13 protein-coding genes are annotated in these 14716 nt (G+C 63.7%); 12 read left to right on the top strand and 1 reads right to left on the bottom strand.

Annotated elements, in window-relative coordinates; genetic code table 11:
- Positions 1–29: 29 nt before the first annotated feature.
- From hisC to AC07X6_RS27065, 10 genes are all read left to right on the top strand, one after another.
- Complete coding sequence (gene hisC, locus AC07X6_RS27020) at positions 30–1085, top strand: histidinol-phosphate transaminase (protein ID WP_494793010.1); 1056 nt, start codon at positions 30–32, stop codon at positions 1083–1085.
- 4 nt (positions 1086–1089) lie between these two features.
- Complete coding sequence (locus AC07X6_RS27025; RefSeq protein WP_494793011.1) at positions 1090–1527, top strand: GNAT family N-acetyltransferase; 438 nt, start codon at positions 1090–1092, stop codon at positions 1525–1527.
- 63 nt (positions 1528–1590) lie between these two features.
- Positions 1591–2460 carry an NAD(P)-dependent oxidoreductase gene (locus tag AC07X6_RS27030; RefSeq protein WP_070225015.1) on the top strand — a complete coding sequence of 290 codons (870 nt, stop codon included), beginning with the start codon at positions 1591–1593 and terminating at the stop codon, positions 2458–2460.
- A gap of 205 nt (positions 2461–2665) precedes the next feature.
- Positions 2666–3730, top strand: coding sequence for a YeiH family protein (locus tag AC07X6_RS27035; RefSeq protein ID WP_494793012.1), 1065 nt, complete (start codon positions 2666–2668; stop codon positions 3728–3730).
- A gap of 16 nt (positions 3731–3746) precedes the next feature.
- Positions 3747–5051, top strand: coding sequence for a D-amino acid dehydrogenase (locus tag AC07X6_RS27040; RefSeq protein WP_494793013.1), 1305 nt, complete (start codon positions 3747–3749; stop codon positions 5049–5051).
- Positions 5048–5863, top strand: coding sequence for a thiazole synthase (locus AC07X6_RS27045; protein WP_494793014.1), 816 nt, complete (start codon positions 5048–5050; stop codon positions 5861–5863). Before AC07X6_RS27040 ends, AC07X6_RS27045 begins: the two co-directional genes overlap by 4 nt.
- Positions 5864–5944: 81 nt before the next feature.
- Complete coding sequence (locus tag AC07X6_RS27050; RefSeq protein WP_230541669.1) at positions 5945–6955, top strand: porin; 1011 nt, start codon at positions 5945–5947, stop codon at positions 6953–6955.
- 225 nt (positions 6956–7180) lie between these two features.
- Positions 7181–8995: a sulfoacetaldehyde acetyltransferase gene (gene xsc / locus AC07X6_RS27055; protein WP_230541668.1), complete on the top strand. Its 1815-nt coding sequence runs from the start codon at positions 7181–7183 to the stop codon at positions 8993–8995.
- Positions 8996–9107: 112 nt separating this feature from the next.
- Positions 9108–10109, top strand: coding sequence for a phosphate acetyltransferase (gene pta / locus AC07X6_RS27060; RefSeq protein WP_494793015.1), 1002 nt, complete (start codon positions 9108–9110; stop codon positions 10107–10109).
- Position 10110: 1 nt separating this feature from the next.
- Positions 10111–10872 carry a TSUP family transporter gene (locus AC07X6_RS27065; RefSeq protein WP_494793016.1) on the top strand — a complete coding sequence of 254 codons (762 nt, stop codon included), beginning with the start codon at positions 10111–10113 and terminating at the stop codon, positions 10870–10872.
- On the opposite strand, the gene AC07X6_RS27070 is transcribed toward AC07X6_RS27065, so the two are convergent.
- On the bottom strand, positions 10869–12266 hold the full coding sequence (locus tag AC07X6_RS27070; protein WP_494793017.1) for an RtcB family protein: 1398 nt from the start codon (positions 12264–12266) through the stop codon (positions 10869–10871). The genes AC07X6_RS27065 and AC07X6_RS27070 overlap by 4 nt on opposite strands.
- Before the next feature lie 425 nt (positions 12267–12691).
- Between AC07X6_RS27070 and AC07X6_RS27075 the strand changes: the two genes are divergently transcribed.
- Positions 12692–13579: an RNA ligase family protein gene (locus tag AC07X6_RS27075; RefSeq protein WP_494793018.1), complete on the top strand. Its 888-nt coding sequence runs from the start codon at positions 12692–12694 to the stop codon at positions 13577–13579.
- Positions 13576–14715 (top strand): AAA family ATPase, encoded by a 1140-nt coding sequence (locus tag AC07X6_RS27080; protein ID WP_494793019.1) that lies wholly within the window; start codon positions 13576–13578, stop codon positions 14713–14715. The genes AC07X6_RS27075 and AC07X6_RS27080 overlap by 4 nt, the downstream gene beginning before the upstream one ends.
- Position 14716 lies beyond the last annotated feature (1 nt).

The raw sequence follows: 14716 nt of genomic DNA on the forward strand, positions 1-14716 counted from the left end.
CTCCCATCCCGACCCCACCAATAAAAGCAATGAGCCGATTCTGGAGCAACATCGTCAGCGAGCTGACCCCCTACGTCCCCGGCGAGCAGCCGAAACTGCCCGACCTGGTGAAACTCAACACCAACGAAAACCCCTACGGCCCGTCGCCGCAGGTGCTGGCCGCCCTGCGCGAAGCGGCCAACGACAGCCTGCGCCTGTATCCCGATCCCACGGCCAGCGAACTGAAGCAAACCCTGGCCGCCTACCATGGCCTCAACAGCGAGCAAGTGTTCGTCGGCAATGGTTCCGACGAAGTACTGGCGCTGGCCTTCATGGCCTTGCTCAAGCACGATGCGCCCTTGCTGTTCCCGGACATCAGCTACAGCTTCTATCCCGTGTATTGCAAGTTGTACGGCATCGATTACCGCACGGTCGCGCTCGACGACACCATGCGCATCCGTCCTGAAGACTACCGGGGGCCGTGCGGCGCCATCATCTTCCCGAATCCCAACGCGCCCACGGGCGTGGACTTGCCGCTGGCCGGCGTGGAAACCTTGCTGCGCGATCATCCCGACGCCGTGGTGGTGGTCGATGAAGCATATGTGGATTTCGGCGGCGAGAGCGCCGTGGCCCTGGTCGAGCGGTATCCGAATTTGCTGGTGGTGCAGACGTTCTCGAAATCGCGTTCGCTGGCCGGCTTGCGCGTCGGCTGCGCCTTCGGGCATGCGGACCTGGTCGAGGCGCTGGAACGGGTGAAGAACAGTTTCAACTCGTATCCGCTGGACCGGCTGGCGCTGGCCGGCGCCGTCGCGTCGCTGCACGACGAAGCGTATTTCCAGCAGACGCGCCAGGCCGTGATCGCCAGCCGCGAACAGTTGACGGCGGACCTGGCGGCGCTGGGCTTCGAGGTGCTGCCGTCCGTGGCCAACTTCGTCTTTGCGCGCCACCCGCAGCATGACGCGGCGCAACTGGCGGCCGGCTTGCGCGCCAGATCGGTGATCGTACGCCATTTCAACGCACCGCGCATCAGCCAGTATTTGCGCATCAGCATCGGTAATCCGGCAGAATGTGCGGCCCTGATGGCGGCTTTGCGCGCAGTGCTGTGACGCCATGCTGACCTTCGTCCCTGCCAGCATCGCCGATGGCGAGGCGCTGGCCAGCCTGCGCGTGGCCGCCATGCGCGACAGCCTGGAGCGCATCGGCCGCTATGATCCGCAGCGGGCGCGCCAGCGTTTCCTGGCCACCTACGACCCCGATTGCACCTGGCAGTTGCGCCAGGGCAGCGCGCTGGCCGGCTTCTATGTGTTGCGCCCGCAAGCGGATTATTTGCTGCTCGACCACCTCTACCTGGCGCCCGAATGCCAGCGGCAAGGCATGGGCGCGGCCGTGCTGGCGCGCGTGTTTGCCGAGGCCGATGCGGCCCGCAAGAGCGTGCGGGTGGGCGCCTTGCGCGGCAGCGAAGCGAACCGCTTCTATGTGCGTCACGGCTTCGTGGCGGATGGCGAGGAAGAGTTCGACCTGTATTACCGGCGCGCTCCCGCGCCTTGATGCTGCCGGCGGCGACTGTTTGTGCAACAATAATCGGATTCACACATCGACAGGACGGACAAAATGGCAAAAGTGGCATTCATCGGTTTGGGCGTCATGGGTTTCCCCATGGCAGGTCACCTGGCGGCGGGCGGGCACGACGTCACCGTGTACAACCGCAACCCGGCCCGCGCGGCCGCCTGGCTGGAGCAGCACAAGGGCAGCAGCGCCGCCACGCCGGCCGCCGCCGCTGCCGGCGCCGAGTTCGTCTTCACCTGCATCGGCAACGACAATGATCTGTATCAAGTCATCCTGGAAGAGGGCGGCTTGCTGTCCGCCATGGCGCCGGGCAGCATCCTGATCGACCATACGACGGCCTCGGCCGAAGCGGCGCGCACCATCCACGCGGCGGCGAAAGAGAAGGGCGTATTCTTCCTCGACGCGCCCGTGTCCGGCGGCCAGGCCGGCGCGGAAAACGGCAAGCTGACCGTGATGGTGGGCGGCGACGCGGAAGCGTATGCACGGGCCGAGCCCGTCATCGCGCTGTTCGCGCGCGCCGTCACCTACATGGGCGCGTCCGGTTCCGGCCAGCTGACAAAAATGGTCAACCAGATCTGCATCGCGGGCCTCGTGCAGGCGCTGAGCGAAGGCATCGCCTTCGCGGAAAACGCGGGCCTCGATGCGGCGCTGGTGGTGGACGTGATTTCCAAGGGCGCGGCGCAGTCATGGCAGCTGGAAAACCGGGGCAAGACCATGATCGAGCGCAAGTTCGACTTCGGTTTCGCCGTCGACCTGATGCGCAAGGACCTCGGTATCTGCCTGGCCGAAGCCAAGCGCAACGGCAGCGACTTGCCCGTGACGACCTTGACGGACCAGTTCTATGGCGAAGTGCAGCAGGCGGGCGGCAACCGTTACGACACGTCCAGCCTGATCACCCGCTTGAACAAAAAGTAACCGTTCAACTCATCAGCAAACAGCGGCGCGTCCCTGCCCAGGGCCGCGCCGCTCGTCGTTTACGGGGGTAAAAAATAAAAACGTCAGTTTCCGGAACATCTGGTTTCGATTTTCATGGAAAAGCATGGACTTCGCGAGCTCATCGTGTATTATTAAAAAACGAGATGAAATGTCCCAATTTTTAAAACATTATGAGCGGACCAGCATGAAAACTAACTCCTCAGCGATAACGCGCGTTGTCGACAAGAACATTCCCTATTTGTCTTCCGCCGTTGCCATCTGGCGTCCCCGCGCCGTGCTGCGCAGCTGGCCCGGCGTGGCCATCGCGCTGGTGATCGCCCTGTCGGCCACCTTTATTTCCAGCAATTACGGCGGCCCCCAGCTGCTGTACGCGCTGTTCTTCGGCCTGGCCTTCCACTTCCTCGCGTCCGACCCCACCTGCAAGCCCGGCATCGAGTTTTGCAGCAAGGTGCTGCTGCGCACGGGCGTGGCCCTGCTGGGCGCGCGCATCACCTTCAACCAGATCGCCTCGGTCGGCGTGACGCCGTTGCTGATCGTCGTGGGCGGCCTGGTGGCGACTTTGGGTTTTGGCTACCTGCTGGCCAAATGGCTGAAACGCCCCATCACGGAAGGCATCCTGTCGGGTGGTTCCGTGGCCATCTGCGGCGCCTCGGCCGCGCTGGCCATCTCGGCCGTGCTGCCGCAAACCAAGGAGAACGAAAAGTTTACGCTGCTGACGGTGGTGGGCGTGACGTCGCTGTCGACCTTGGCCATGATCGTCTACCCGCTGCTGGTCAAGCTGCTGGGCTTTGACCCGACGGAAGCGGGCGTGTTTATCGGCGGCACCATCCATGACGTGGCGCAAGTGGTGGGCGCGGGCTATCTGGTCAGCAACCATACGGGTGACGTCGCCACCTTCGTGAAACTGACGCGCGTGGCCTGCCTCGTGCCCGTCGTGCTGGGCCTGTCGATCATGTTCAAGCGCAAGGACGGCAAGAGCGAAGTCGATGCGCCGCCGCTCGTGCCGTTCTTCCTGATCGGCTTTGTCTGGCTCGTCATCACCAACAGCCTGGGCCTGATCCCGCATGAAGTGAATGGCTGGATCAACAATGCCTCGCGCGCCTGCCTGGTCATTGCGATTGCCGCCCTGGGCGTGAAAACTTCGTTCCAGTCGCTCGCCTCGCTGGGCTGGCGTCCCGTGATCATGCTGGTGATGGAAACCGTGTGGATCGCCGCCTTCGTCGCCATCGCCGTCCTGCTGACGCGCTGAGCGCTGGCCATTCGCCATGAAGATCCTTGTCCTCGGCGCCGGCGTGGTCGGCACGGCATCGGCCTGGTACTTGCGCCAGGCGGGCCACGACGTGCGCGTGCTCGAACGCCAGGCGGGCGCCGCGCAGGAAACCAGTTTCGGCAACGGCGGGCAGATTTCCGTCTCGCACGCGGAACCGTGGGCCAATCCCGCCACCCTGCGCAAGGTCGTGCGCTGGCTGGGCAAGGACGACGCGCCGCTGCTGTTCCGTCCCCGCCTCGACCCGCTGCAATGGCAGTGGGCGCTGCACTACCTGCGCGAATGCCTGCCGGCCAGGGTGGCGCGCAACATGCGCCAGATCGTCGCCCTGGCCGAGTACAGCCGCCAGAGCCTGCAAGCCTTGCGGCGCGAGACGGGCATTGCCTACGACCACCTGGAGCGGGGCATTTTGCATTTCTATACGGACCAGCAGGAGTTTGATAAATCGCAAGCAGGCGCCGCGCTCCTGCGTGAACTGGGCTGTCCGCGCAATACCGTCAGCGCCGATGAAGTGATTCGATTGGAGCCGGCCTTGCGCCACGCGCGCAGCCGCATCGTCGGCGGAGACTTTACGGCCAGCGACGAGTCTGGCGACGTGCATCTGTTTACCAAGGCCCTGGCCGCGCGCGCGGCGGTCACCGGCGTGGATTTCCAGTACGGCACCACGGTGACGCGGCTGCTGGCAGACGGCGAGCGCATCACGGGCGTGGAATGCATCGATGCGCAAGGCCGCCACCGCCTGGAATACGCGGACGCCGTGGTGGTGGCCATGGGCAGCTTTTCCGCGCCGCTGCTGCAGCCGCTGGGCATCCGCCTGATGTTGTATCCGGGTAAAGGTTATTCCGCCACGTATCCGATCATCGACCCCGTCAGTGCACCGAGCGTATCGCTGACGGATGACGGCCACAAGCTGGTGTTTTCGCGCCTGGGATCGCGCCTGCGCGTGGCGGGCACGTGCGAGCTGAACGGCTACACGCGCGAACTGAACCCCGTGCGCTGCGCCGCCATCACGCGCCGCGTGCAGGCCCTGTTTCCCCACGCCTGCGATTACAGCGATCCCGTTTACTGGGCCGGCTTGCGCCCGCTCACGCCGTCGAACGTGCCCTACATCGGCGCCACGCGCTACCGCCAGTTGTTCCTCAACACGGGCCACGGCACCCTGGGCTGGACCATGGGCTGCGGCGCGGGCAGGGCGATCGCCGACCTCGTGTCGGGACGGCGGCCCGACGTCGATTTTGCGTTTTGCGGCGAAGCTCCCCGGCATGAGGCCGCATTGGTTCAACTTAGGAGAGCACCACGATGAGAGACGACGCCATCCCCAGCCATACCCCCGGCGGCCTGACCCTGGCCGGCACCACCTACCAGTCGCGCCTGCTGGTGGGTACCGGCAAATACAAGGATTTCGAGGAAACGCGCCTCGCCATCGAAGAGAGCGGCGCCGAGATCGTCACCGTCACCATCCGGCGCGTGAATATCGGCCAGGAAAAAGGCGAGCCGAACCTGCTCGACTTCATTCCGCCGTCGAAATACACGATTTTGCCCAACACGGGCGGCTGCTACAACGCGCGCGACGCCGTCTACACCCTGCAACTGGCGCGCGAGCTGCTGGGCGGCCACCAGTTGTGCAAGCTGGAAGTGCTCGGCGATGAAAAGACCCTGTTCCCGAACATGCCGGAAACGTTAAAGGCGGCGGAACAGCTGGTGCGCGACGGCTTCCAGGTGATGGTGTATTGCAGCGACGACCCCATCCAGGCGCGCATGCTGGAAGATATCGGCTGCATCGCCGTCATGCCGCTCGCGTCATTGATCGGCTCGGGCATGGGCATTTTGAATCCGTGGAATCTGTCGCTGATCATCGAGCAAGCCCGCGTGCCCGTGCTGGTGGATGCCGGTGTCGGCACGGCGTCGGACGCCGCCATCGCCATGGAACTCGGTTGCGACGGCATCCTGATGAATACCGCCATCGCGGCGGCGCGCGAGCCGATCCGCATGGCGCGCGCCATGAAACTGGCAGTGCAGGGCGGACGCGAGGCCTATCTGGCCGGACGCATGCCCCGGAGAGCGGGCGCCATGAGCGCTTCGCCCTCGTCGCCGATGGCCGGGCTGATCGCCTGAGCCGCGCATTTACCGCAGTTTGCAGCACCGTAGTTGATATCGTTTCAAGCGTTTATAAAAACCACAATACCTGGAGATGACATGAAACACACACTCGTAGCGGCAGCCATCCTGGCCTCCTTCTTCGCCGGCAACGCCAGCGCCCAATCGTCCGTCACCGTGTACGGCTTGCTCGACGCGGGCTTGACGTCCGAGCACGGCGGCGCGGACGGTTCCGTCACCAAGCTGGCCACCGGCGTGCAGTCGGGCAGCCGCATCGGCTTCAAGGGTACGGAAGACCTGGGCAACAATCTGAAAGCCAATTTCCTGCTGGAAAATGGCCTCGACGTGGACACGGGCGCCAACCGCCAGGGCGCCTTGTTCGGGCGCAAGGCCTACGTGGGCCTGTCGGGCGACTTCGGCACCGTGAACCTGGGCTTGCAGCACAACCCGCTGTTCACGGCGCTGGACAATATCGACCCCTTCGAGACGGGCCTGACGGGCGCCTCGATCAACCTGATGAGCGTGGCCAGCCTGCGCACGAAAAATTCCATCATGTACGAGACGCCCAAGGTCAAGGGCCTGTCGGCATCGATCATGTACGGTCTGGGAGAGAAGCCGGACAGCAATACCCTGGGCCGCACCATCGACTTTTCCATCGACTACGCCAACGGCCCGCTCGTGCTGACCCTGGCGCACGACAACCGCAAGGACACGCCGCTGAACACGGCGAAAGTGACCTTGCTGGGCGGCACCTACGACTTCGGCCCCGCCAAGCTGCACGCCGCGTATGAAACGGACAAGGACGATGCGGGCACGGATTTCCGCAACTACATGCTGGGCGCGTCGGCCCCTGTGGGCGCGGCCGGCAGCGTGATGGCGTCGTACATCCGCAAGGATGACCGCACGAATGCGCGCCGCGGCGGGCGCCAGCTGGCCATCGGCTACACGTATGCCTTGTCCAAGCGCACGAACCTGTACACCTCGTACGGGCGCATCAGCAACGATGGTGCGGGCACCAACTTCGTTGGCGATGCATCGAGCGGCGGCAGCGTGCCCTTGCCTGGACATAACTCGAGCGCCTTCACGGCCGGCATGCGCCTGAAGTTCTAAACGCGGCAGTGCAGGTAGCGATGGCGGCTTGTCTGTTGCGGATAAGCCGCCATTGTTGTTTCAGGAGTGGGGCAAAGTCGCAGATTCCGGATTCAGGAATGAAACAGTCCGATTTTTCATGAATTTTCATTGACAGCCCAATTCGCAACCGTTAAATTGAACACGTATTTCAAATATCGGAACAAAATATACCGATTTTTCATAAAACCATAAGGAGACTGAGCCATGACCGATTTGTCCGACCAAAAAGCCGCCGCCGCTGCCGTTCCCGTTGGCCCGCAAAAGATGACGCCTTCCGAAGCGTTCGTGGAAACCCTGGCCGCCAATGGCGTGACCGATATGTTCGGCATCATGGGCTCGGCCTTCATGGACCCGATGGACATCTTTGCGCCGGCCGGCATCCGCCTGATTCCCGTCGTGCACGAGCAGGGCGCCGGCCACATGGCCGACGGCTATGCGCGCGTCTCGGGCCGCCATGGCGTCGTCATCGGCCAGAACGGCCCCGGCATCAGCAATTGCGTCACGGCGATTGCCGCCGCCTACTGGGCGCACACGCCCGTCGTCATCATCACGCCGGAAACGGGCACGATGAGCATGGGCCTGGGCGGCTTCCAGGAAGCGAACCAGTTGCCGATGTTCGAGGAATTTACGAAATATCAAGGCCACGTCACGAATCCCGCCCGCATGGCGGAGTTCACGGGCCGCTGCTTCGACCGCGCTATGTCGGAAATGGGCCCGACGCAACTGAACATCCCGCGCGATTATTTTTATGGCGAAATCAAGGCCGAGATCCCGAAACCGAACCGCCTGGACCGCGGCGCTGGCGGCGAGCAAAGCCTGAACGATGCGGCGGAACTGCTGGCCAAGGCCAAGTTCCCCGTGATCATTTCGGGCGGCGGCGTCGTCATGGGTGAAGCGATCGAAGAATGCAAGGCCCTGGCCGAGCGCCTCGGCGCGCCGGTGGTGAATAGCTACCTGCACAATGACTCGTTTCCCGCCAGCCACCCGCTGTGGTGCGGTCCGCTCGGCTACCAGGGTTCCAAGGCGGCGATGAAACTGATCGCCCAGGCCGACGTCGTCGTGGCCCTTGGTTCGCGTCTGGGACCGTTCGGCACCTTGCCGCAGCACGGCATGGATTACTGGCCGAAGAACGCCAAGATCATCCAGATCGACGCCGACAACAAGATGCTGGGCCTGGTGAAAAAGATTTCGGTCGGTATCTGCGGCGACGCCAAGGCGGCCGCCAAGGCGATTCTTGCCCGCCTGGACGGCAAGACGCTCGACTGCGATGCCACGCGCGACGCGCGCTATGCCACCGTGCAAGCCGAGAAGGCCGCGTGGGAAGAGGAATTGACCAACTGGACGCACGAAAAAGATGCGTACAGCCTGGACATGATCGAAGAGCAAAAGAAAGAGCCGGGCAATTATCTGCACCCGCGCCAGGTCTTGCGCGAGCTGGAAAAAGCCATGCCGGAAGACGTGATGGTGTCGACCGACATCGGCAACATCAACTCGGTGGCGAACAGCTACCTGCGCTTCGAAAAGCCGCGCAGCTTCTTTGCGGCGATGAGCTTTGGCAACTGCGGCTACGCGTTTCCGACGATTATTGGCGCGAAAGTTGCCGCGCCGCACCGTCCGGCCGTGTCGTATGCGGGCGACGGCGCCTGGGGCATGAGCCTGATGGAAACGATGACCTGCGTGCGCCACAACATTCCCGTCACGGCCGTGGTGTTCCACAACCGCCAGTGGGGCGCGGAAAAGAAAAACCAGGTCGATTTCTACAACCGCCGCTTCGTGGCCGGCGAGCTCGACAACCAGAGCTTCGCGGAAATTGCGCGCGCCATGGGCGCCGAAGGCATCACGGTCGACAAGCTGGAAGACGTGGGCCCGGCCCTGAAGAAGGCGATCGACATGCAGATGAATGAAGGCAAGACCACCATCATCGAAATCATGTGCACGCGCGAACTGGGCGACCCGTTCCGCCGCGATGCGCTGAGCAAGCCTATCCGTCATCTGGACAAGTACAAAGACTACGTGTAATCAGTCAGCCCGATCCTTGTATGACCCCGGCATCGCGCCGGGTTTTATGTGCCGGAGCCATTGCTTCATGCTTCCATGGTTCCGGCACTTTTTTTACCGAATTGGAGTCGCCATGAAAGCCCTGCACCGCATCATCGAACAAGCCCGTGCCGTGCCGAAAAACATCGTCTTGTGCGAGGGCAGCGACATGCGCGTGCTGCAGGCGGCCGCGCGGGCCGCCGCCGAAGGCCTGGCGCACATTACCCTCGTCGGCAAGCCGGCCGCCATCCTGGCCCTGGCGCACGAGCACGGGCTGAACCTCGATGCCGTGCGCCTGGTCGACCCGGCAACATCCGAGGAGTCGGAACACTATGCCCAGCAATTGTTTGTGCTGCGTCAAGCCAAGGGCATGACGGTGGAGCAGGCGCGCATCGCCGTGCAAGACCCGCTGTGCTACGCCAACCTGATGGTGCGCCTGGGCGACGCCGACGGCTGCGTGGCGGGGGCCGTGCACACGACGGCCGATGTGGTGCGCAGCGCCATCCAGATCATCGGCGTCGATCCTGCCTTCAAGCTCGTGTCGAGCTTTTTCCTGATGATGCTGTGCGAACCTTTCCACAGCCTGAAGGGCGGTTTTATTTTCTCCGACTGCGCCCTGGTGGTCGACCCGAAAGCCGAGGAGCTGGCCGACATCGCCATGGCCGCCGCCGACAGCGCGCAAGCCTTGCTGATGGAAGAGCCGCGGGTCGCCATGCTGTCGTTTTCCACCAGCGGCAGCGCCCACCATGCGGCCGTCGACAAGGTGCATGCGGCCACGGACCGGGTCAAGGCCCAGCGTCCGCTGCTGGCCATCGATGGCGACGTGCAGCTCGACGCGGCCATCGTGGCCGAGATTTCGCAGAGAAAAGTCAAGGATTCCGTCGTCAACGGCCGCGCCAACGTGCTGGTGTTCCCGAACCTGGACGCGGGCAATATCGGCTACAAGCTGGCCGAACGCATGGGCGGCGCCGTCGCCATCGGGCCCTTGCTGCAGGGCTTGAACAAGCCGGCCAACGACTTGTCGCGCGGCTGCAGCGCGATTGATGTGTACAACGTGATTGCCGTGACGGCCGTGCAGGCCCAGGGTGGGCGCTGAGTTGTTCAGCCTGCCCGTGCTGGCGCTGCTGGGCGTGGTGGCGGCCGGCACGTATTTCCAGACCGTCACGGGCTTTGGCCTGGGCATGATCGTCATGGGCGTGGCCAGCGGCCTCGGCCTGGCGCCCGTGCCCGCGCTGGCGGCCCTCGTCAGCTTATTGTCCCTGGCCAATTGCCTGGTGGCCTTGCCGGGCGCCTTGCACCACCTGGACTGGCGCGCCATCCGCGCGGCCAGCATCGGCTTGCTGCCGGCCATGGCGGCCGGCGTGTTGCTGTTGGGATATCTGGACCAGGCGTATGCGCCCGTGCTGAAACTGTTGCTGGGCGCGGCCATCGTGTATGGCGGCGTCAGCATCCTGCTGCAGGCGCCGCCGGGACCGGGCGCGGCGGACAAGCGCAGTTTCTTCATCAGCGGCGTGTGCGGCGGCCTGTTCTCGGGCCTGTTTTCGCTGGCGGGACCGCCGCTCGTGTACCAGTTTTATCGCCAGGAAATGAGTTTAACCACCATCCGATACAGCTTGATCTTTTTGTTTGCCATCAGCGCGGGCGGGCGCTCGCTGATGGCGGGCAGCCAGGGCCAGCTCGACGCGAAAGTCTTGCTGCTGTGCACGCTGGCCTTGCCCGTCGGCGTGCTGGCCACCATGGCCGGCAAGCGCTACCCGCCGCCGATCGCCCAGCGCGGCATGCGCCGCATCGCGTTTGCCGTGCTGACCGCCATCGGCCTGTCGCTGATGGCGGCGGCCGTGCCGCAATTGCTGAACTAGGCCTTGAACGTCAATAAAGGTTTCAAGCGCGCCACCGATTGCAGCAAGCCCGCTTCCTCCTGCGCGGCAATGACGGGACCGATCTTTTTATACGCCATCGGCGCTTCCTCGACGCGGCGCTCTTCGCGCAGCGTCACGCACTGGAAGGCCATCTCGTCTCCGCCCACGGTGGGCCGGATGGCGCGCATGGCTTGCCTGCGGATGCTGCGCCCCGCGCCGTGCGAGCACGACCACAGCCAGTCGGGATTGCCCATCCCCGTTGCCACGTAAGAATAATCGCCCATGGAACCGGGGATCAGCGCCAGGTCGCCTTCGCGCGCGGGCGTGGCGCCCTTGCGGTGGATGTTCATGCCATGCTCGCGCAGGATGACGTTGTGCGGCACGTCCACCACCAGGCGCGATTGATCCTGCGCAAACACTTGCGACAGGCTGTCGCGCACCAGTTCGGCCAATACCATGCGGTTGACCCAGGCGTAGCGCGAGGCCACGCCCATGGCGTCCATGTATTCGCCGGCCAGTTCGCCCGTCAAGCCGTACAGGCCCGACTGCGGGTGGCGCACGCCTTTCGGCCACGCCTCCCTGGCGCGGTCCATCCAGCGGCTGCCGACAAAAAAGCCCACGTCGCGGCTGCCGCTGTGGATCATGACGACCACTTCGCCGGGCACCAAGCCGTGCCGGTACGCGGCGTGGCGGTCCATGACGGCATCGACCAGCTGGATTTCCACGAAATGGTTGCCCGATCCCGTCGTGCCCAGGCTGGGGTCGCGTATCACTTCGCGCGTGCCGACCAGCGCTTCGGGTGCATGGCGCAAGCCGCCGCCCAGTTCGCGCAGGGCGATGCAATCGTCGAGCTCGCGCAGCAAGCGTTGCTTGTCGACGCGTGGCCACAAGCCATCGTCATGCAGGCTGTCGATGAACGCTTCCGGCCCCACGTCGAACAGGGCGGCAAACGCCTTCGAGCGCAGCGGCACGTTGCGGCCGTCTTCCAGCAACACGTGTTTGAGCTTGCTCAATAACTGCGGCTTGCGTGCTTCGAACTGCGCCAGGGTCAAGCCCGTCGTGATCAGGCGCATGCCGCAGGCGATGTCCGTGCCGGGGATGGCGGGGATCACCATGTCGGGGCTGGTGGCGACGATGCTGCCGACGGGCGCGATGTTGCCCGGGTGGAAGTCGGGCGTGGCGCACGCCTTGCACACATGGCCATCCTGGCCCGGCACGGCGACGGCGGCAAACTCCATCAACTGGCGCACGGCTTTTTCCTCGAGCGGAAAGTTGTGGGGCAGCAGCACGGACGCCTGGGCGTGCGGATTGCTGAGTGTATAAATGCCGTCGGCATAGGCGACGGCGATGCCCTGGCGGCGCAGGGCTTTTTGTAATCTGGATATGGGAAACACGATTCTGCTCCGGAAATAACGAATGCACGGCCCTTTTGCAAGGGCCATGTTTGTTTTCCACGCAGCAGCGACAGGAAGTGCCGCCAGCTTAGCAAATTTTACGGGGATTGCAAAGCCAGGGATGCGCACGATAGGATGAGCCACTTGCAAAATAATCAAACAGCCTTTATATTCGCGGTTCTTTCTCGAACCTCTTCCTTATTGGAGCCAAAAGTGCCTCGCTTCTTCGCCATCACCTGCTAACGCTGACGAAATGCTCTCTGCAGCATCGTTCGGCGCGTTGACGCCCCCGATTGCTGCGGCACTGTTTTTGCTCTTTCCGCACACGTATCCAGGACCACCGTCCTGATCGTCCACGCCCGAACACGTCGTCAGCACCCCTGACCCTGTATGGACACGCCCCGGTGAACGCGGCGTGGGACGCTATGTTTTTACAATCTTTGCCCTTATTTAAATACCCGCGCACGCCGCACCTGGAAGGCTCGCGCCTGCAGGACGGCGACGACGGTTCCGACCAGATGCCCCTGAAAAAGCTGGCCGGCCAGTACGTCGTCATCGAGGAAAAAATCGATGGCGCCAACTCCGCCGTGTCGTTCAGCGATGCGGGCGAGGTGCTGCTGCAGTCGCGCGGCCATTACCTGACGGGCGGCGGCAGCGAACGCCAGTTCAACCTGTTGAAACCGTGGGCGCATGCGCATGAGCACGCCTTGCTGCATATGCTGGAAGATCAATTTGTGCTGTTTGGCGAGTGGTCTTACAGCAAGCATTCCGTGTTTTATGACCGGCTGCCCCATTATTTCAACGAGTTCGACGTGTATTGCCGCCGTACGCAGATGTTTTTGTCGACGGCGCGCCGCCACGCCATGCTGGCCGGCTCGCCCGTGCTGTCCGTCCCCGTGCTGTACGCGGGCACCATGCCCGCGTCGCCGAAACAGCTGTGGCAGCTGTTGCGCCATTCGCTGGCCAAGTCCCGGTTGTGGCGCGACGCCTTTGAAAACGTGGTGGCGCGCGAGCGCCTGCCGCTGGACCTGTGCTGGAAGCAGACGGACAAGTCCGACCACGCGGAAGGCTTGTACCTGAAAGTGGAAGACGACGAGCAGGTGCTGGCCCGCTACAAGCTGGTGCGGCATGACTTTACGCAAACCATCCTCGACAGCGGTTCGCACCACAGCACGCGGCCATTGATCCCGAACCTGCTGGCCGACGGCGTCGACCTGTACGCGCCGCAGCCGCTCGTCACGTGGGAAAGCCTGGGCTTGCACACCTGCCAATCGCTGGACGAACTGGCAGCTTACTCAAGGAGTACAAGATGAACTGGAAACAGTTACAACAACTGGTGCCGCAAGCGGGCCGGTCGCCCGATTTCAACGCCTGCCTGGCCGCTTTTCCGCAGCTGGAACTGGCCAAGACGACGCCGCAAAACCCCGTGTATCACGCGGAAGGCGACGTGTGGACGCATACGATGATGGTGGTGGAGTCCCTGCTGGGCATGCCTGAATATCAGCAAGCCACGCGGGCGGAACAGGAAATCGTGTTCCTGGCCGCCTTGCTGCACGACGTGGCCAAGTGCAGCACCACGGTAATCGACCCGGTGACGGGCGCCATCGGCCAGCCGGGCCACTCGCGCAAGGGCGCGCTCGATGCGCGCATCGCCCTGTGGGACTGCGACGTGCCGTTTGCCGCGCGCGAGGAAATCTGCCGCCTGATTAACGTGCATCAAGTGCCGTTCTTTGCGCTGGAACAATCTCGGCGCGGCGTCACGCCGGAATTTACCGTGCGCGAACTGTCGTGGCAAGTCGATATCCGCCTGCTGGCCATGCTGGCCGAGGCCGATATCCGCGGCCGCATCTGCCCCGACCCGCAGCGCATTCTCGATGCCATCGAGCTGTTCCGCGAAATGGCGCGCGAGGAAGGCTGCTATGGCCAGCGCAGGGTCTTTGTCGACGACCACACGCGCGTCAAATACTTTCGCGGCGCCGAGGCGCACCCCGATTACTCGCTGTTCCAGGAGCCGGGTTCGCGCGTGATCGTCATGTCGGGCTTGCCCGCGTCCGGCAAGAACACGTGGGTGGAGAAGCACCATCCGCGCCTGCCCGTCGTGTCGTTTGACGATGCGCGCACGGCCTTGGGTTTGAAGCACGGCAAGAACGAGGGGCAGGTGGGCGACTATGCGGAAGAGCGGGCGCGCGAATTGCTGCGCCGTGGCGAACCGTTCGTGTGGAACGCCACGCATCTGTCCAAACTGATGCGTGAAAAGACGCTCAACCTGCTGTATAAATACCATGCGCAGGTGGAGCTCGTGTACCTGGAGCAGCCGCGCAAAGAGCTGCTGCGGCGCAACGGCCAGCGCGACACCTCGCTCAGCAACAAGAAGCTGCAAGCCATGCTGTGGAACTGGGAAATTCCGCTGCCCATGGAGGCGCACACGGTGCGCTACGAAGTGGCCTGAA

This window comes from Janthinobacterium sp. GW460-12-1-14-LB5 (assembly GCF_059423585.1).